The sequence below is a fragment of the cyanobacterium endosymbiont of Rhopalodia gibberula genome (assembly GCF_003574135.1).
GTDB lineage: Bacteria > Cyanobacteriota > Cyanobacteriia > Cyanobacteriales > Microcystaceae > Rippkaea.
On record NZ_AP018341.1, the window covers coordinates 511,117 to 531,771 of the forward strand.

The window sequence follows — 20,655 nt, forward strand, 5'->3', positions numbered from 1 at the left end:
ATAACAGACCATATGCACTTATTTTGAAAAGGTATGATTATTTTTTAATAATTCTTCTTGTTACACTACTTTGATAGAAATTGAAGTTTATTTTTACTCTAATAGATAATTAGAAATATTTCTTGTTATTGGATCAATTTTAAGACGGACAAAAAAGTTCTTTTGGGTTTAAGTAAGACAAATGATCTAATCCAACAGTTTCTAATCGGAAGGAATAATAACTTAGCTTTAAAAGCTAAAATTAAGGTTTTAGCTAGATTTCCAATTTTCTTTCAATTTTTATAGAACAATCCCGAGGAGACGATAGCATAATTAGGACATAAAAATTAGTTAATTTAGGTTTCTTGTTGATATATTCTAGTTTGAATAGAACGATATGTCGCTGTTACATTTTTCTAGTTTACATGTATTGCTACAATAGCACCATCTTTATCTAAAACTAGTAGATGACTATTTTTACTTCTCATTTTAGTCTTACTAGTTTATTACGATAGAGTATTTTCTTGAGTCTACGAGGGAAGGGTTTTCTTGATAGAATAGGCAAAGATTGTAAAAAGCATTCTTGAACTATTTGAGTTATTTTAGGCTAGTTGGGTGATTAATTTTTACTGAGCTAGTATTGAATTTAATGATTAAAAATATCGTATTTTTGTGGTCAAGATCGTAATTTAAATTATGCGAATAAAAATAATTTTAACTTATCGGTTTTTTTTGATCGTCGATTACTACAATACTTTTGACATTTTAAGGGAAATAATTAGTAATTTAATTTTAATTTTTCCTAAAATTATTCTTATATTACGACAAACTAATTTTGCGCTAAACAATTATTAACTTTGTTAAAATAGTGATTGAATTAGCTTCAACTAAAGCTGAACAATTAATAGTATAGTTGTTTTGATAAAATTTATTAATAGAAAATTAATCCAGTGTAAATTTTAACTTCTTTTATATTCTGAATTATTTTGAATATAGAAAAATATTGAATCATCAAAAATAACAAATAATTAATTTTACTTATCTATTTATTTTTTAAAAAGCTATCTTTACCTCAAGTTTTAAAAGATTAATTTTAATTCCTAAATCTATTTAAAATTGGAAAAAAATAGTTAAGCGGAGTTGAATTAAACAATATCAACATAACTAAAGTTTATAGTTTTATTACAAGTATTAGTATTGATAATATAATTTTCATTGAGATTGTTTAGTTTGTCAATTATCTTAGTTTTTTAAAACTACCTTATCAGAGCTATAACTAACTTTTCTATGTGAATTATATTAAGAGTTTTTTGAATACTCTCTGAGTAAAATAGTTAACGCTACAGTTTTATTTAGTAACGATCACTCTAGTTTGTTAATAGAAATAATAAGAATTAGTGATTTCTAAAAAAATAGATTTTTATCAGTTATGTTATCCTCAAAAAAAAGTAATATTTATTGCTATTAATAGTTAATTTTTTTTATTAACTTATTTAAGCCCTCAAGAAAAGTACTTACTTGGAGAATAAATAACCCGTTCTTTCGTAGCCTTATTAAGTTAAATATAACTGAACTATATAACTATTTCATAACTAAAGATAAACCTATAATTTTATAGTCTAGAGTTCTATGGACTTAAGAATAAGTTGTTGATAAATATCAAACTATACTCTTATTTATGATTTGTCTTGCCAAACATCTAAAATATCTGTTACTAGTATTTCCTGCACCCAAACTTTACTAACTACTGCTAGAGGCAAAGCAAGAAAAAATCCTAAAATACCGAAAATAATTGTAAAAAATAGTTGGGATAATAGAATAAATGCTGGGAGTAAAGATGCTTTTCTACGTATAACTAAGGAATTTAAAAAGTGAATTTGTATTTGGTATATTGAAACATATAAAATAATTACAATAATCGATTTCCAGGGACTTTCTAAAAGAGCAATAGCCACAGGAGGAACAACACTTAAAACAAAACCTATATTAGGTATAAAAGCAAGAATTCCTGCCAACATAGCTTGAGATAGTGCTAAAGGAATTCCTAATATTAATAATCCCAGAAAACTTAATAAAGCAATCACTAAAATATCAAATAAAACGCCAATTAACCATCCTTGTAATGCTTCATCACATTGACACAAAATACTATCAATTTTTTTTCTGTAAAATGATGGAAATAATCTAATAAATCCCTGGCGATAAGGTTGAGGATTAGTCAATAACATCAGGGTTAATGCTAATAATAAAAGTGAACTTAGTGGAATGGCAAGAGTATTGTAAAATACAGACAAGCCCTGTCCAGCAATTTGACTAACTAAAGGTCGTAATTGTTGAGTTAATTCTTGTGTATTGGGAAAATTAGGAATCCATTCTGGATCAAGTTCAGAAATAAATTTTCTTAGGCTGACGATTAACTGTTCAATACCTTGAGAAACTAACTGAATTAACTCTGGAAATTGATTAATAAAAGGAGGAACAATAACCCAAAAAAAACCAACTATAGTAGCTATTAATATTCCCGTAGAAAGTAAAACTCCATAGCTCCGTCTTATGCCCTTCTCTTGGAACCATTTAACTAAATGATTCAATCCATTAGCAATCACAACAGCTGCAAAAAATAACGATAATAGTTGGCGGATTTGCCATAAAATATGAAGAGCAATAGCTATAACTATAAATCCAAGCCATTGAGAAAAATTCATCTGATTGAATCCTTATCAATAGATAGATTGATTGAGGGTTGATTTCTCAGTCTACACACTAGGACACAAATTATCGACAGAGGAGTAATGTCAATTCGCATTGTTACTTTGAATGAGGTGAGAGCAATCGCTACCTGTTCTTTTCTATACTTAGTGGCAATCAAAAGAACGATCAAAAATCCCAAAACTTTTACTATAAAGCAAATTTGATGATCAATTATATTCATGGTTTTGTCTACATTAGTTAAATTTCACTAAAATTCAATCTTTATTACTTTTTGCCTTAATAGGCTCTTTTCTCAAATACAAAAATCCTAAGAGTCTTTACTGAAAAATATAAGTCTAAGTTTAATAACTAATCATCAATATAGTCAAGCTCTAAATGAACAGTATCGTTAAAATCTTTCATATCTAAAAGTAAAGATAAAAAAAAAAGATTTTATTATTTCTGAAAAAAATTTTACTAATCATAAAGATTGTTAACAGCTTTAAACCCAAAATACATATAAGTTGATACAATTATCCATAAGTAAAAAAAGATTAAAGTAATGATCACAAACGCCCAAAATAAACTAAGTATTCTTAGCCAAGTCCACTAAAATAACGCAAACAGAATGAGAGATTAAAATTAATTTTAATAACAAGTAGTTGGCCAATCTTACACTGGAGGTATTAGGTCACTTGGGGGTAGAATTAAAATTCGATATTTGTATTGATTAGCTGGATTTAACCACCGTTTATAATGAGAAGTGCGAATATAAGTTGACCATTGATAAGTATAAGGTTTAAGATTTTTCATAATCACTAGGAAAAGTCTCCGGCTTAAGTGGACCAAGTATTGTCTTTTATGAAAAAAAATACAAAAATTTACGAAAATAACTATTTAAGAAATTAGATGTTAGAAGTTTAAAACTCTAATCTAGACCCTACGATAATATATTAAATCTTGTGACAAAATTAGTTCCAGTTATTTATAATTGTTGTTTAAAATGGAGAATAGGGGAGTCGAACCCCTGGCCTCTGCGGTGCGATCGCAACACTCTACCAACTGAGCTAATTCCCCATAAGGTTTCACAGCTTATTATCATAACATTGAATGCTCATATTTGTTGTTGTCTGTAATTTTCTGCTAACAATTCTTAATTTTTATATTGCTTTCCGCCTCTGGAAAGTTAACCGTATCCTTGTTAAAATTACTAAAATCTCGACAAAGATTGAACGAAATACCAATTATATTCTCGAGCAAGTCTCTGTCGTGATTATGAGTAGACAACTCCAAACTTATCAAATTAGACAACTCTATCAAGAACTAACTTGGAAACTTCAAAAACTGCAACAAAGTATACAGTTGATTAATCTAGGATTATATGTTTGGAAACGTTATTTTTGAATAGTAATAGATAACATTCTAATATTCATCTAGTATCAAATCTTGAATTAGTTAATTGATTTGTAATTTACCTATTAAGTACTTCTAACAGATTGCTCTAAACTCTATATAATGTAATGTCTATATTCATAGTTTATCTTTGATAAAAGAGTAATTATTGAATTACTATTGTATAGTCTGCTAATTTTAGTTTTTCACTAGTTATTTACTACCTTATCTTGATATACTAAAAATTATTGTGAGTTAGATTAAAATAATGATTATTATCATTATTAAACTACTTATTCTTTTGCCATATAAATTCCATAAACATTCGATTTTACAATTTAACTGTTTCTAATTAATTATTCAATATTAATAATTTAGTTTTCTATATTTAGATTTAACAATAATTAAAAAATATAAGTACTATGTAAACTATAAATAGTAATTTTTTTGTCTATCTTTTGTATTTTTACAATTAATAAATTTTGTCTATTAATTTAGAATCAACAATATGATTATATTCCAGTTTTTCAAATAAAAAACTGGATTTTCTGAAGAAACAGCAAATATCGCCAAAGTTAAATTTTATAAGCTTTTCTTCCTATACTATTTATATAAATTAGGATTCCTTGAATCTTTACTTTTATTGAAATTATTTTGTAGTATTTAAATCAACTTCTTATGGTACCTGATTTCTCCTTATTAAGGAGAGTTAATTTTATTAATATTTACAAATACATTATTGTCTTAATATGCAATAATTTTAAGTTAAAAAGCTAAAGATAAAGAATGGGATAAGAAATGGAGATTTTAAATAAAAATTACTCAATAATCTGTATTCATTCTTATCATAACTGCCTCCTATTTTATAGGGTTAATTAGTTGATAACTATGTTTAGTTATTTCTGTTTTACTTTTATATCTAAAATTTAAAAAAACTGTAACATGATGTTGTAATATTGTAACTAATTTTTAGTAAATAGCTACTTAGTTAGCATATTTATAATTTTGTATATTAGATTAATGTTTATAACAACTATTAAAAATATTAATTAGATCGAGTTAATCATAATTAATTTTATATTCATAAATAGTGAATATAAATATATTTACTAACAAATAAATTTACATTTTACTTTTTTTAAAAAATCTTAATTACTAGTGTTATCATTAACAATCAATTATAATTGACTCATGTAAAGTTATAGGTATAAAACTCTAAATATAGATTTTTTATTATTTAGCTTTGGATTATTATATTTTCTTTATTTACATTAAAATCTTCAACAAAGTGGACAATAATTGTCCACTTTGTAATATTATTTACTAACCACAAAATTAACTAATTTTCCGGGAACAACAATAATTTTTGTTACTTCTTTTCCGTCTAAATAGCGTTGCGCAATTTCTGACTTATAAGCCAGTTCTTTCAACTTATCTTTGGTTGCAGTTGGTGATACTTGAATAGTTCCCCTTGTTTTACCCATGACTTGAATAACGAGGGTAGTTTCATCTATGATTAAAGCATCAGAATCCAGTTTTGGCCAACTTTCTAAATGAATAGAGTTTTTATGACCTAAATTATGCCACAATTCCTCAGCAATATGGGGAGCAAACGGTGCAAGCAAAAGCAATAAAGTTTCTATTCCTTCTTGATATACTTCAGAATCTAAACATCTTTCTTCATTAAGTGCATTACTCAATTTCATCAGTTCTGACACAGCAGTATTAAATTGATAGTCTCCTTTCAAATCTTCAGATACTTCTTTAATTGCTATATGGATTGCCCGTCGTAAGTCCTTTTCAATTTTAGTTAGTTCATTAGTTTTTCTAACTGTTTTAGATTTATGGTTCACATAGTTAGCAACTAACCGCCAAACTCGATTTAAAAACCTAAATTGTCCTTCAACATCTGCATCATTCCATTCTAAATCTTTTTCCGGGGGTGCTTTAAATAAAATAAACATTCGTGCTGTATCTATTCCATATTTTTTAATCACTTTTTCTGGATCAACCCCATTATATTTAGACTTTGACATCTTTTCATAAAAGACTTCTAATTTATCTCCTGTACTAGGGTCTTTAGGATCATCAGAGTTTACTTGATCTGAGGGAATATATTTGCCTGTTTTGGGATTTTTGTAAGTTATTGCTTGTACCATTCCTTGAGTTAAGAGACAATTAAAAGGTTCATCTACATTAATTAACCCTCTATCTCGTAAAACTTTAGTAAAGAAACGAGAATATAAAAGGTGTAAAATGGCATGTTCAATACCTCCTACATATTGATCAATGGCCATCCAATCATTAACTTTTTCTAAGTTAAAAACTTCCTCCTTATTGTTTGCATCGGTGTAGCGCAAATAATACCAAGAAGAGTCAATGAAAGTGTCCATGGTATCGGTTTCCCGTTTTGCCGGTTCTCCACAATTGGGACAAGCAACATTGATCCAACCTTCCAATTTTGCCAAAGGAGATGCACCTATTCCTGTAATTTTGATATTTTTTGGTAATTTTACAGGTAGATCTTCATCAGGAACCGCAACTGCACCGCAACTAGGACAATGAATAACAGGAATAGGACACCCCCAATAACGCTGACGAGAAATCAACCAATCCCGCAGACGATACTGTATCTTAGCCTTGCCATAGCCTTCTCTTTCTGCATATTCAACAATTGCTGTTTTAGCTTCTGTAGACTTCATTTTATTAAACTTACCTGAATTAACCATAATTCCAGGTTCTGTATATGCTTCTGTTAGAATGGGGCTAGTATCCTTTGAGTTTTCGGGAATAATAACTACTTTAATAGGTAACTTCTTCTGGATTGCAAACTTAAAGTCACGTATGTCATGTGCAGGAACTCCCATCACTGCACCTGTACCATATCCATAAAGGACATAATCTGCAATTAAAATGGGTATTTCTTGATTATTAAAAGGGTTTATGGCAATTCCTCCCGTTAAAACCCCGCGTTTTGGTTTATCCTCTGTAGTTCGTTCTATTTCACTTTCATTAGCGACTGTCTTCGTAAATAAGTCTACTGCTATTTCTTGTTCTTTTGTGGTAACTTTAGTGGTTAAGGGATGTTCTGGTGCTAAAACCACGTAGGTTGCACCATAGACAGTATCAGGACGAGTCGTAAAGACAGCTATCTTCTCTTGACTTCCTTTAACAGGAAATTCTAAATATGCACCCAAAGATCTGCCGATCCAGTTTTCTTGCATTAATTTAACGCGCTCAGGCCATCCAGGGAGTTTGTCGAGATCGTTTAATAATTGTTCCGCATAATCAGTAATTTTAAAGAACCACTGACACAATTGTCTCCGTTCTACTTTAGCACCTGACCTCCAGGAATAACCTTCACTATCCACCTGTTCATTCGCTAACACGGTTTGATCGATGGGGTCCCAATTAACCGCCGCTTCCTTCTGATAAGCTAACCCTGCTTGATAAAATTGTAAAAATAGCCATTGTGTCCATTTATAATAATCAGAAGAACAAGTGACAAGCTCCATGTCCCAGTCGATAGACAATCCTAAAGTTTGCAATTGTTGCTTCATTTGGGCGATGTTTTTATATGTCCACTCTGCAGGGGGAATACCGCGCTCGATGGCTGCATTTTCAGCTGGAAGTCCAAACGCATCCCACCCCATTGGGTGTAAGACACGGTATCCTTGCAGTCGCTTAAGACGGGCGATAACATCAGTAATAACATAGTTGCGAACATGACCCATGTGTAGGTTTCCCGAAGGATAGGGAAACATAGATAGGGCATAAAATTTGGGTTTATTTCTGTCTTCTAGGGTTTTGTTTAATCCCCGTTTAACCCAGTCTTCTTGCCATTTATGTTCGATTGCTGCTGCCTTATATTGAGACTCCACGAATGTTTCTCCACCGTTAACATTTTCTTATAATTAATTATCCATGATTGTCGGAGGAAGTTCGAAGTCTTCAGGTCAGAAGTTCTTATCAGTTGTTGTCCTGATGGAGATAAGCAATTAAAAATTCCTGTCATTCCAGATGAATGTTCATCTATCTGGTAGAAGTGTCAATAAAAACTTGATTGTATTTCATAATAGCTAAGATGTTAAATAGGTTAATTATCTTAATAGTTTACAAAACATATTTTGTATGTTTACTATTTTTCCTTATCTTCGTACCATTCTTTTTTAAATCAATCAAAACCATCGGTTAATGATTCAACGGCGCAAACGTTATGCTTAATCATACTTTAAAATTATTATCATACATAGTTTGATTTCTAATATAAAACATTCTTATTTCATTTATTTGGATAAATTTATAGAAGGAGTAAAGGTAAGATCAATAATCGTATATTATTGTTTCAGTCTAAAATTTAAAAGCCGAAATTATGAAATCAATGAGATTAAATAATTTATTGTTTCAAGGTCTAAATACCAAAAATAAGGTCATTTTATACTTGATTTTAGTCTTTATTTATCTTTAAAATAGATATTGTTTCTCTCATATATAATTTATAATTTTTAAGTTTCGTGGATAGAATATTTATGTAATTGATTAAAACCAAACAGATATTTAAATAAGTAATTCGATAATTGTCACTGACTAAGTTATCTCTTCTTTTAAACTAAAAAGTGTCAGTAAAAACTGAGGATATTGTAGTTATCTATCTCAATCTCAAACTCATTAAGTTTAGCTCATGCTTGTCCAGATTTATGATTGCCTGAAAACGATTAAATAAATGATATTGATATGTAAATGTATCATAACATATCTACCTGTAAATTTATTTTTGTAAGTATCAACAGTTGTCAATCTATAACTCTGCTTGTTATCTTGAGCCAAATTTTCATACTCCCTTATTATTTCTCAATTTAATTCTAATTCTCTGATTTATTCAGTTTTATGACTAAATTCATCTTTGTACAATTCTGTAGGACTGTGGTACAGTGAGGAGTTGTTTCAAATTTGTCCTTAGTTCATGCCTAAACTAAAAACTCGCAAAGCTGCTGCTAAGCGTTTTCGTCCAACTGGAAGTGGTAAAAAGATTTTTCGTCGAAAAGCCTTTAAAAACCACCTGTTACAACACAAAAGTTCGGAGCGCAAGTATCGTCGCTTATCCCAACTGTCTTTGGTCAGCGAACAGGATGAGTCAAATGTACGTCTAATGCTTCCTTATATGTAAGAGAAAGATGCAAGAATCTAATCACTGAAACCTAACTTACATGACAACTGTTTAGAAAATTAAGTAGAGAGTTATTTATGACAAGGGTAAAACGGGGCAATGTTGCTCGCAAGCGCCGTACGAAAATTCTCAAATTAGCCAAAGGTTTTAGAGGATCTCACTCTAAACTATTCCGTATTGCAAATCAACAGGTAATGAAGGCGTTGCGGAATGCTTACCGTGATCGCCGGAAACGGAAACGGGACTTTCGTCGCCTGTGGATCACTCGGATTAATGCTGCGGCACGGATGTACGGGGTGAGTTATAGTCAACTCACTGGACAACTCAAAAAAGCCAACATTGAACTTAACCGTAAGATGTTAGCGCAATTAGCCATTACAGATCCCCAAGCATTTGAAAAAGTGGTCGAGATGGCCAAAACAGCTAAATGATTACAATAGAGTCAACAGCGAAGAATTCAGTTAATTGAGCAAACTTCGCTGCGATTCGTCAATCAACAAATGAGGTCAGACATTAGAAATAAAGCTTTTATGGGACAATAACAAAGGTGGTATCTAGAATAACCATGAATGCACCCCTAAAAATTATTGTCCTTGATGATGACCCCACAGGTTCTCAAACAGTGCATAGTTGTTTGCTACTGATGAATTGGGATGTCGACACCCTGCGGTTGGGTTTAACAGATGAGGTTCCCATTTTTTTTGTTCTTACCAATACGAGAGCATTAACTCCAAAAGATGCTGCTGTTCTTACGAAAGAAGTTTGTCATAATCTAAAATTAGCTATTAAGGCAGAGGGCGTTGAAGATTTCCTACTAGTCAGTCGGTCTGATTCTACACTAAGGGGACATTATCCCATCGAAACCGATGTCATTACCCAGGAATTAGGTGAATTTGATGCTCATTTTCTTATCCCTGCTTTTTTTGAAGGGGGAAGAGTAACCCGTGATAGTATTCATTATCTACACACAAATGGCGTCCCTATCCCTGTTCATGAGACAGAATTTGCCAAAGATTCCGTTTTTGGCTATCATCATAGTTATCTTCCTGACTATGTGGAAGAAAAAACTAATGGACGTATTAAATCAACAGAAGTAAAACGATTTTTACTCCGGGATATTCGTCAAGGAAGTTTAGAAAGATTAATGAGATTAAAAAGAAATCAATGTGCAGTTGTTGACGGAGAAAATCAACAAGACTTGGATCAATTTGCACAAGATTTATTGACTGCAGCAGCATCGGGTAAACGATTTTTGCTTCGTGGTGCAGCCAGTATTCTAACGTCTTTGGCACAATTGGGATTTCAACCTAGCGCCCCCGAAGAAATGAATAAGTATAAACCCACCATCAACCCTGGGGTCGTTTTAGTGGGATCTCATGTTGAAAAAACTACTCAGCAGCTCAAGCAATTACTGAAAGAAGAAGATGTAGTAGGAATTGAAATAGATGTTAAACAGTTACGAGATAATCCCAATCAACGTGAAAGCTTACTAGCACAAACTTTAGATAAGGTCAAGGTTGTTTACCAAGAAAATAAAACCCCGGCTATATATACCAGTCGGGAAGAATTAACCTTTGAAAGGACACAAAAACGCTTAGATTTTGGGTTTAAAGTGTCTGGGTTATTGACAGATGTGGTGCAGGGGTTGCCCCATAATATTGGGTTTTTAATTAGTAAAGGGGGTATTACATCTAATGATGTTCTCAGTAACGGACTAAACTTAAGATCAGTCCGTTTGTTGGGTCAGATTTTAGCAGGATGTTCGATAGTAAGAACATCAGTAGATCATCCAATCTTTCCTAATTTGCCGGTAGTTTTATTTCCTGGTAATGTGGGAGATGATCAAGGGTTAGTCGAAGTGTATCGCCGCTTAAGTTAAAATTTGGGGTTGGCTGAATAGATACATTATTGACAACCCAAATTTAAAGGCTTAAAAGGTTTGAAAGTCCTAAACTCCGAGTTTTAGTTTGCTACAAGACATATCAAAAATTTAAATTTTTTTAAAATTAACTTTATTACGTTAATTTGAATCAAAAGGTTAGAGCGAACTACTAGGAAGCAATCAGTACTTTATCCCTACCAAGTTTGTCAATATTCACATTAACAATCATAAGATTCTTGCTATTACCTACGATAACTTTCCTCCCATCACAGGAAAAAGTCGGTTAATTCACACTCGCTTCACTCTATTAGCAATATCATGACAGTGAAGACAACAAAATATTGTTCCATAAATGCTGTTTAAGTCCAAGTGAGAAAAGAAGGACTAAAAGTATTTATTGCCTCAAGTTTCTTCAATAAAGTTAATCTGATTGCTTTGAAAACTACTACAATTCATTTATGTCTTATTTGAGTTTGTTGTCTGTTAGGATCAACTGTTGACGATGAATCTGTAATAATCGTAATTTCTGTTGAGAAATCTGCTCTAACATATAAATCACTTGTTCAGGTTTTAATACTGTTCCATCATTGCGACAACTCCCCAAATATCTCAAAATAACAGAATTATCGTTATTGTAATATTTTAGAGATAAACTAAATAGGCTATCCCCCAAGTTCACTACAATTTTCTTACCAGATTTTGTGGTCTTTTCCCAATTAATCTCCGGACAATGATTTAACTGATCAATCCAATGTTGCCATTCTCCTAATGAGACCAACTCATTTGTTTTAACGGTAATTAGATAAGCGGCCTTGTCTAATAACTGAGTAGCTGCTAAGGATTTAATTGGAACTTCTTCAACTTGATAAATTGGAATATCTGACGGAAGTTGTGTCGATAAAAGTTGAAGAAAGTCTCCAAGTTTTATTCTTTCAGTCAATTCAAAATCAACAATTTCCCCGTCACTTGTAATTCCTAAACTTAAAGCATTTGCAATCGAAACTCTAGGTCCAGGGTGATATCCCCCTGTACAAGAAATTGGTAATGACCCACGATGGATTGCTCGATTAAATAATCTAACTAAATCTAAATGACTTACTAAAGCCATTTCCCCAACTTTGCCAAACCAAACGCGTATGCGTTGCGCTTTATTTTGATTGGGTTGATACTTTCCCTGAAACTCAGGAATTGGCGGAGGTTCTATTGCTATATTATGACCAAAATCTGGTCCACACACTCCACAATTAGAGCAGCTATTAAAGGTACAATCAGGAACAGTTACTGTTTCTAAGGCCCGTTTTAAGTCCTCTTTAAGCCAGGCTTTGTTAATTCCCGTATCAAGATGATCCCAAGGTAAGGCTACGTCATAATCGTCTATCGTTTCAAAAACATTCCATTCTCCATTTTTAACCTTACGGTATTTCCAGGTTAACTCCGCCTCGTCGATGGCTTGTTCCCAAGCAGAATGAGCTTTATCTGTATTTTCCCACCAAGAATCCATTCCTGCCCCCAATTCCCAAGCACGACGTACCACAGGAGCTAAACGGCGATCACTCCGTCCAACAAAATCTTCCATAGCGGAGATCCGAATATCAGTATAATTGACTTTAACTCCCTGAACTTTACGGAACGCTTCTCTCAATAATTCCTGTTTGCGACGAAATTCACTGGTAGATACCGAATGCCATTGAAAGGGAGTGTGGGGTTTAGGAGTAAAGTTAGAAATTGTTAAGGTAAGTTGGAGTGATCGCTTGCCCCTGGGACGACATTCTCGTTTTAACCAGCGCACAGTTTCTACAATACCAAGCACATCAAGATCCGTTTCCCCTGGCAAGCCAATCATAAAATAGAGTTTGATTTTATCCCATCCTTGCTCAACAGCAGTTTTGATGCCCCTAAGTAATTCTTCGTTGGTTAATCCTTTATTAATAACATCTCGCAGCCTTTGAGTTCCTGCTTCGGGGGCAAAAGTTAACCCTGATTGGCGAATTCCTCCAATGATGTTGGCGATATTTTCATCAAAACGATCAACCCGTTGACTGGGCAAGGACAAGGAAATATTTTTCCCTTTGAGTCTGTTTTTGATTTCTAATCCTACTGATGGGAGAGAAAGATAGTCGGAACAGCTTAACGAAAGTAGAGAAAATTCGTTATAACCTGTCTGACGAATTCCTTCTTCGAGGGTATTAATAATTTGCTCAGGTTCTACATCTCGTGCAGGACGGGTCAACATTCCTGGTTGACAAAAACGACAACCACGGGTGCATCCTCGACGCACTTCTAATACTAGGCGATCATGTATAGTTTCTACAAAGGGGACTAACCCAATTGAGTAAGCAGGAAGAGGGGTCGCTACTCTCCGTAAAATTCGTCTAGGGACATCGGGATGGTTAGGATGGACTGAACTATCATCAGCGACATCATAAAAACGGGGAACGTAAACTCCTGGAACTTGAGCTAAATCTAAGAGTAAGTCTCCTTTACTCAAGTTGTTAGTTTTTCCCTCTTCGAGCACTAAGCCAATCTCTGGAAGTAATTCTTCCCCATCTCCTAAAGCGATAAAATCGAAAAAGTCGGCGAAAGGTTCTGGATTAGAGGTTGCAGTTTGTCCTCCTGCAAAAACCAAAGGATAGTTTCTTTGGTTGCGTTCTTGCCACGTTAGGGGAATTTGAGCTAGACTAAGCATTTCTAGAACATTAGTTACCCCTAGCTCATAGCTAAGGTTAAAACCCAAGATATCAAACTCAGTGAGGGAACGACGAGATTCCAAGGCAAATAGGGGAGTTTTAGTATCTCGGAGTTTAGTTGCTAAATCTGGGGCGGGGAGATAAGCGCGGTCGCATAGTTGTCTAGGTTGAGCATTTAGGATATTGTAAAGGATGATATGACCTAAATTAGAGGCTCCAAGTTCGTAAATTTCTGGATAGGTAAGAACCCAATACACATCCGCTTCATTCCAAGGTTTATGCTTAGCTCCTAATTCATTGCCTAGGTAACGGGCAGGCTTGTTTATCTCAGGGGTAATTAATTTTTCTATTGCAACTTTCATAATAAAACCTCCGGCACTTAGACTTCAGGATAAAATCCTGTCGCTTTCCTAAATATATACCGGAAGTTTCGGGAGGTGAGATGCAAGTTTAGGCTGCTACAGTGTTGGGCATCAACAATTCAAACTGACGACGATTCTCAAAAATGTCTAAAGCCTTATCTAACTGGGTTAGCTCAAAGATTATACGCACCGAGGGTTCTAAAGAACACACACTGAACCGCTTACCCAAACTTTCAGCTAAAGAATAGACATACACTAATGCCATTAATCCTGCACTGTCAAGAAACCCTACACTGTGCATATCGATCAAAAAGGTAGAATGCTTGGAAGAAATTATCGCTTGAGTTAGTTCCTGTTGAAAACTAGCTGCATTAGCAGCTGTGATGTAGCCACTGGGCTCAAGGATGGCTAGTTCGTGATCAATAAAATTACTCCTCATCATTGCCATGTATCCTCTGTTTAAAGCAGTTTCCGTGATTAATGTGTACTCAAATTATAACCAGTTATCCTGGAAAAACAGTTAACCGAAATCAGTTGCGTAACTGCAACTTAATTTTAGACAGTACTTTAGACAGTTAGCTAACATCAAAGTATAGTATTATGACTTAAATTATTCTTGGTCAACGAGAAAATTAATTTCCTTGATAATAGAAATTTTGACCAAATCCTAGTTAGCTTCAGTTATTTTTCAGCAGATGTAGATTTCTCGGATTGTTTTGAATCAAACTCCAAACTTGGAATCTTAACTGTGGACCAGTTTAAGATTCCATAGACAGAAAGTTGAAAATCATACTAAAGTTAGTCAAATCTGGACTACTTAAACTAGTCGATAACCTCAGTATAAATCCGAAACAACAGTCCCACGACACCTTAATCTAAATATTTTGTAAAATTAAAATTTTTTAAAAAAATGAATAAAACGCAAATTCAGGTTGTGTAAAGTTGTCCAAACCTCTTCATTGTTGGTTTAGACTCCTATGATAGTGTAATGATGACAGTAATTAAAACCTATTAGGAAAACTGCTGATAACAGCGAATGTTACTATGGACACCATAGCCATTCGTTTTCTTAACTGAGATCGCGATCACTTTAATATCTAATTTAGACTACAATATCGAACGACTTAATAATTCCTAATATTATTCGAGGAAATAGACTTGTGTTAGTCGATATCTACTACACTAGACTCAGTCAGTTTTTCCTCAATGCGTTAATGGAGATTGATCTGTCTATTATTGATTATTCAATCATACAAAACCTTATCATAATGAGCTAGCAAGAAAAATCTTGGAGTCAGTCCTAAAGGTTACTGTTGTAAGTTCTGAAGCAGCGATTTAATACTTCAAAAAATTTGTTTATCAACCATTTATTAAGGTATACTTTGACAAAAGTGAGGAAATTATAGACTTAGGGAAAAGTCATTCTTTAACGTTAGTGACTGCACCGAGTCTACTTTAGATTGATGCCATTCAAACCTATGACCACGGAACCAAAACTCTATTTATCTGTGATGTATTTGAAATACATTATCATTCTGATAGTCTCTATATGAGTAGATTTTTTTTTAAAAAAATAGAGTAAAACTGAAGCAAATTACAAGAAAAGCCTGAAGTCCTATTAATGAAATAAACCTCATGAAATTGAATTTCAAAAATGAATAGAAAATAGTTAAATTGAGTTGATGAACATTTAGCTAAAAATGTAAGTATATCTAAAAAAAGTCTTACTAATTAAGAATAATCTTAATTTAGTGTTAAATTATATAGTAATTTTTTTGTCCTTTGAGCAAAGCAACTTTATCAATTACTAACCATTTTAACGCCTAAAGTTTTTATCTATAATTTTTGCTCTAATTCCTTGAGTATTGTTTCTATTTCTTGTTCATTCACATTATTAATTTTGTCTAAATTATTAATGTTACTATTTAATATTTCTTCAAATTTATTGATTTTTATTTGATAGAGATTGTTTTTAATACATACAGTTTTTATAGATACAGAAAATATAATAGTTAATTCATTATTTTGATAAATTTTATTAGTAATTAAGCCACAACAAATATAGATTTTTATTGGGTATATTTTTTCTATAAATTAGTATGTCTGTATATTATTTATATAATAAATTGCACAAAATAATTGTGATAAAAAATATTAATTAAAATTATATAAACTAAATACAATTTATTTTTTAAAGTATATTTATATCTGTCTACTTGAAAAATATCTGTGTAAAATAAACCTGGATAAAATAACAGCAGCATTCGTAAATAATATTTTATATTTATAAATTACATCTAGTGCATTAAAAACTTTGTAAGAGACTATCGTATTGAGATGATTGCTGATTTATTTTCTTAAAATCTCAAGTAAATCTGCCGCATTAAAAAAATTTTCTAAAGTATAGTTACAAACTATAAAGTTAGTATACTAATTTTTATATTTATTTGAATAATAATGTTAAATAAGTTGGACTAACTCAGCGCTAATATCAAACTTAATTAGACTAAATCTGATAAGTAAGGCTAACACTTTCCTTATCTTAAAAATTAATAATTATTTCTAACTATTTTTCTGAAAACAGTCCTGTTTTTTTAGATAAAATTGTATGAGTTTTGTTATTAATTAATCTAAATTTCTGCTATGTCTAAACATCTAATATATTCTCATCTTTTTATCTTAACTGTTTCTCATTCTTTATTTTATGTTTTCTTTTCCTGATTGCTAACTATCAGTTTACTAACTTGAGTTCAGTAGAACTATTTTTTCTCTTTTTTCTTTTTCAACAAACGAAAATAAAATAATCATCAGTTATTATATCGATAAAACTCTTGATACCATGCAACAAATTGTTGAAGACCTAGGGTAATTGTAGTTGTTGGTTTGAATCCGATATCGTTGATTAGTTCATCTATATCAGCATAAGTAGATACAACATCTCCAGGTTGCATCGGTAAGAAATTTTTGACGGCTTTCATATTTAAAGCTGTTTCAATTACCTCAATAAATTCTTTTAATTCTACTGGGTTATTTTTTCCAAGATTATAAATCTTATATGGTGGTTGATTAAAAGTATTTAAGGGATACTTAGGGATAATCCTTACCATAGCTTCAATGACATCATCAATATAAGTAAAATCGCGCTTCATCCTGCCATGATTATAAACGTCAATAGGTTTTTTTTCTGTGATCGCTCGAACAAATTTAAAATATGCCATATCTGGTCTTCCCCAAGGACCATACACCGTAAAAAAGCGCAATCCAGTAATAGGAATCAAATATAAATGACTGTAGGCATAAGCCATTAATTCATTTGCTTTTTTAGTAGCTGCATAAAGAGAAACCGGTCTATCTACATTATCAGTAACAGAAAAAGGAACCTTTTTATTAGAACCATAAACTGAACTAGAAGAAGCAAATACTAAATGATTAATATGGTTATGACGACATCCCTCTAAAAGATTAGCAAATCCTACTAAGTTACTATCAATATAAGCTTCAGGGTTTTCCAAGGAATAACGAACTCCAGCCTGGGCAGCGAGATGAACAACATACTCAAAAGAATATTCTTTGAAGAGATCCATAACTAAAGATCTATGGCTAATATCTAAACGGTTAAATTTAAAGTTCTTTTGGGATAACAATTGTTCTAGACGAGCTTGTTTGAGGGTAACATCATAATAGTTGTTGAGATTGTCGATGCCATATATTTGGTGTCCTTCTGCTAACAATCGTTGTGCTAAATGATATCCAATAAAGCCAGCTACGCCTGTAATTAAAATTTGCATTTTTATTTATTAAAGGTTTTGATTGAAAATTAAAGAATCAGTGAATAAGGGATTTTATTAAGTTTTTATCTAAAGACCGTATCATAAATTTTCATTAGACGACTATTGTTTTCCTTTTCTGTATATTAGTTTATAATCTTTATTATAACTGCATGATATATTCCATTATGCTCAACTGGATATTTCCATAACCACTCTATTTTAGCTGCTAAATCAATTGAATTGTTAGAATAAAAAAGAAGTCCAGGAAGACTGTAGTCAACTAATTTGGTGATCATCTCGGTATTAGAGACAATAACAAGAGTCCCTGTAGCAAAAGCTTAAATTACTAATTGACTAAAGATCTCATCTTTTTTTGAGGAATACACTAAAAACATAGCTTTTCTCATCACTTAATAAATTTTCACCATTAGTCGATAGCCTAGCCATTCTAACTTAAGAAAATTGTTGAGTAGTCTCTATTGCTTAGTTAGACCGAAGAACATCTCCGACAATTTTCAGGATAATTGAGTAATTAAACTGTTTCTAGGATTCTAAAAGAACATTGAGTTTTTTGCTTACAAAAAGTCGGCTAAAAAAAGATTATAGTCCCTTTGTACTTGTTCTATAATCTAATTTATATCAATTAGATGCACTTAACCACAATCTTTTGTAATTCCACTCTATGTTCATAAGTTTCTGTTGTGCAAACTGGCTAATATAAATATATTTACTTGTCTGGTCCAAGTCAGTATATTTAGGTTTAGGCTGGGGATAGCACTAGTTACATTAGACTAATAGTACCTTTGTCTTGTCGGTAACAAATAGAAGCAATTCCAAGCTAGAGAAACAACTTTCCTAAGCAATTTTTGCACACTTATCCATCATAAAAAAAATTATATCGGGACATGGCAAGTAATGGTTTCGTAGAGTTTAAATACAGTATAGATATTTCTAATAAAATCATAGAATCTAACAATAATACCAATTAATAAACTTAACAACTAGTAGAATATTTTTAAGTTAGTTATACTTTATTTCCGTAAAAAAATGATAATCTTGTTTATTCTTTTATTTTTCTTTAAAAGATTTTTTTAGCAAAATAAGCTTTTATTTTCTATATTTTAATCTAGTGCTCTGACAAGAGTATCTGATATTTATTGATTCATCTTTTTATCTTTGTACCTAAACTTTTTCAAAATATTTTTTTTCCACAACAAGTTACCCTAATTATTATCTATATTCATAGATATTACTTTTTAAATTTAAAGAATAATTTATTAAGCTAATTATAGTTTGTAATGTTTTTTCCTTACTTTTTACTTCAAATCCTCATCACTAAAATTCTTAACCTATTTTTCTTTTAATCTATATATTTTTTGATAAATTTTCTACTACAACTAAAATTTATTTCTACAGTAAGTAGACTATTTTTGACAGTCTATACTCGTAATACTTTTTAGAGTAAATATTATCTTTTTGATTCTACAGAAGTTTTACTGCTTAGATCCCCAAACTTAGTTTACTTAAACTAAGTTTGGGGTTTTGTTAGGTTTTACGGACATTGTTTTCACCTAGATTATTTCCTTCCTATCACAAGTAGATTATCACGACCATATTTAGTGTTGTTTTCACAATAACTTTTAAATCTATACGGCTGGGCAGAAAATACTCACGCATTGATGTAAACGTTGATTTGATTAAGGTTAATATTCATGATTGCTGTCCGAATATTGCCCTAGAAAATCATGTACCTAATTGTCTAGGCAAGGATTTCCGAGAGATGGCCATTTTAACTAGCTTAATAATCTCAGTGGGATGTTGAGCCACTTTTACCTTAGCTTTTTTAAAACCATCTATGATGGACTCTTCAGGAGGAATTTGTATCACTGACGAAGAGAGTTGGGCGGCTACAATTGTTTTAGCATCCCGAAAATTACGTTCTATGGGAGTATAAAGCCCAGCAATATAAGCAATCACGGGTTTTTCGATAGCTGAGGCAATGTATTCAACCGCACAGAGTTCAGCATGACTATTACCTCTTCCTAAAATAACAATTACTTTAGTGCTACTGTCCTCTTCAAGTATCTGTAACCAATGTTCGAAATTTGAGCCGATAATGAAATCTTTGCCTAAACTAACAACGAGAGACTGACCTAACTTAGCTCGGGTTAATTCTCTAGCTATTTCATCAACTAGGCGATCACAACGACTAACAATCCCCACAGATCCCGGACTATAAAAGGAATGCTCACATATCCCTAACCAAAACTGATTAGGAACAACTAGTCCCTGACTGCCCGAACCCAAGATAAAAGTCTGGTTAACTTGTGCTTTATGGAGAAGATCAATCATATCTAAAGGAGGAACCCCCCCGGATACAATCACCAGTTGTCTAATTCCTGAAGCCATTGCCTCTAAAGCTGCATCTAAGACTTTATAAGGAGGGGTAAAAATAACACTAATATCGATGTTTTCGAACTCACTGATAGCTTTTTCTACTAAGTTAAAGACTGGAATTCCATCTATTTTTGGACTTTCACCGCTTATACTAATTCCAGCCACGATATTCATTCCAAAAGCTTTCATCTGTTTCCCGTAGACGGTCCCTAGAGGAGTTGTAATCCCTTGAATAATAACTTTACTATTAGCTTGCCATTTCATAAATCAATATAGTCGTCGTGTGATTGAATTGCAATTTTAATCAGATTAAATTAGAAAATAACCT

General features: G+C 32.1%; 12 protein-coding genes and 1 tRNA gene. 4 read left to right on the plus strand and 9 right to left on the minus strand.

The features are described from left to right. Positions 1-1,655 precede the first annotated feature (1,655 nt). The 4 genes from RGRSB_RS01585 to RGRSB_RS01590 all read right to left on the minus strand — a co-directional run bounded on the left by RGRSB_RS01585 (position 1,656) and on the right by RGRSB_RS01590 (position 3,747). Complete coding sequence (locus RGRSB_RS01585; protein WP_119259544.1) at positions 1,656-2,684, minus strand: AI-2E family transporter; 1,029 nt, start codon at positions 2,682-2,684, stop codon at positions 1,656-1,658. Then, entirely contained in the window at positions 2,681-2,911 is a 231-nt protein-coding gene (locus tag RGRSB_RS09945; protein ID WP_172582010.1) for a hypothetical protein, read from the minus strand. Before RGRSB_RS09945 ends, RGRSB_RS01585 begins: the two co-directional genes overlap by 4 nt. 431 nt (positions 2,912-3,342) lie before the next feature. After that, positions 3,343-3,483 carry a hypothetical protein gene (locus RGRSB_RS09950; RefSeq protein ID WP_172582011.1) on the minus strand — a complete coding sequence of 47 codons (141 nt, stop codon included), beginning with the start codon at positions 3,481-3,483 and terminating at the stop codon, positions 3,343-3,345. Between the two features lie 191 nt (positions 3,484-3,674). Next, positions 3,675-3,747: transfer RNA gene (locus RGRSB_RS01590), tRNA-Ala, on the minus strand. A 33-nt stretch (positions 3,748-3,780) separates the two neighbouring features. Here RGRSB_RS01590 and RGRSB_RS01595 point away from each other — a divergent pair. After that, complete coding sequence (locus tag RGRSB_RS01595) at positions 3,781-4,074, plus strand: hypothetical protein (RefSeq protein ID WP_119259545.1); 294 nt, start codon at positions 3,781-3,783, stop codon at positions 4,072-4,074. 1,304 nt (positions 4,075-5,378) lie between these two features. Here RGRSB_RS01595 and leuS read toward each other — a convergent pair. Beyond that, entirely contained in the window at positions 5,379-7,943 is a 2,565-nt protein-coding gene (gene leuS, locus RGRSB_RS01600) for a leucine--tRNA ligase (protein ID WP_119259546.1), read from the minus strand. Positions 7,944-9,025: 1,082 nt separating this feature from the next. On the opposite strand from leuS, the gene rpmI reads away from it, so the two are divergent. From rpmI to RGRSB_RS01615, 3 genes are all read left to right on the plus strand, one after another. Next, entirely contained in the window at positions 9,026-9,229 is a 204-nt protein-coding gene (gene rpmI, locus RGRSB_RS01605) for a 50S ribosomal protein L35 (RefSeq protein ID WP_119259547.1), read from the plus strand. 77 nt (positions 9,230-9,306) lie between these two features. Further along, the gene (gene rplT / locus RGRSB_RS01610; RefSeq protein WP_119259548.1) at positions 9,307-9,660 is read left to right on the plus strand and encodes a 50S ribosomal protein L20; all 354 of its coding nucleotides are present in this window, start codon (positions 9,307-9,309) and stop codon (positions 9,658-9,660) included. Positions 9,661-9,794: 134 nt separating this feature from the next. Next, positions 9,795-11,108 carry a four-carbon acid sugar kinase family protein gene (locus RGRSB_RS01615; protein WP_119259549.1) on the plus strand — a complete coding sequence of 438 codons (1,314 nt, stop codon included), beginning with the start codon at positions 9,795-9,797 and terminating at the stop codon, positions 11,106-11,108. 466 nt (positions 11,109-11,574) lie between these two features. Here RGRSB_RS01615 and RGRSB_RS01620 read toward each other — a convergent pair whose 3' ends face one another. The 4 genes from RGRSB_RS01620 to RGRSB_RS01635 all read right to left on the minus strand — a co-directional run bounded on the left by RGRSB_RS01620 (position 11,575) and on the right by RGRSB_RS01635 (position 20,591). Continuing rightward, the gene (locus RGRSB_RS01620) at positions 11,575-14,160 is read right to left on the minus strand and encodes a TIGR03960 family B12-binding radical SAM protein (protein ID WP_119259550.1); all 2,586 of its coding nucleotides are present in this window, start codon (positions 14,158-14,160) and stop codon (positions 11,575-11,577) included. Between the two features lie 88 nt (positions 14,161-14,248). After that, the gene (locus RGRSB_RS01625; protein WP_119260909.1) at positions 14,249-14,602 is read right to left on the minus strand and encodes an STAS domain-containing protein; all 354 of its coding nucleotides are present in this window, start codon (positions 14,600-14,602) and stop codon (positions 14,249-14,251) included. A 2,365-nt stretch (positions 14,603-16,967) separates the two neighbouring features. Then, positions 16,968-17,948, minus strand: coding sequence for an NAD-dependent epimerase (locus tag RGRSB_RS01630; protein ID WP_119259551.1), 981 nt, complete (start codon positions 17,946-17,948; stop codon positions 16,968-16,970). Positions 17,949-19,673: 1,725 nt separating this feature from the next. Continuing rightward, positions 19,674-20,591 carry a succinate--CoA ligase subunit alpha gene (locus RGRSB_RS01635; protein WP_119259552.1) on the minus strand — a complete coding sequence of 306 codons (918 nt, stop codon included), beginning with the start codon at positions 20,589-20,591 and terminating at the stop codon, positions 19,674-19,676. Positions 20,592-20,655: the final 64 nt, after the last annotated feature.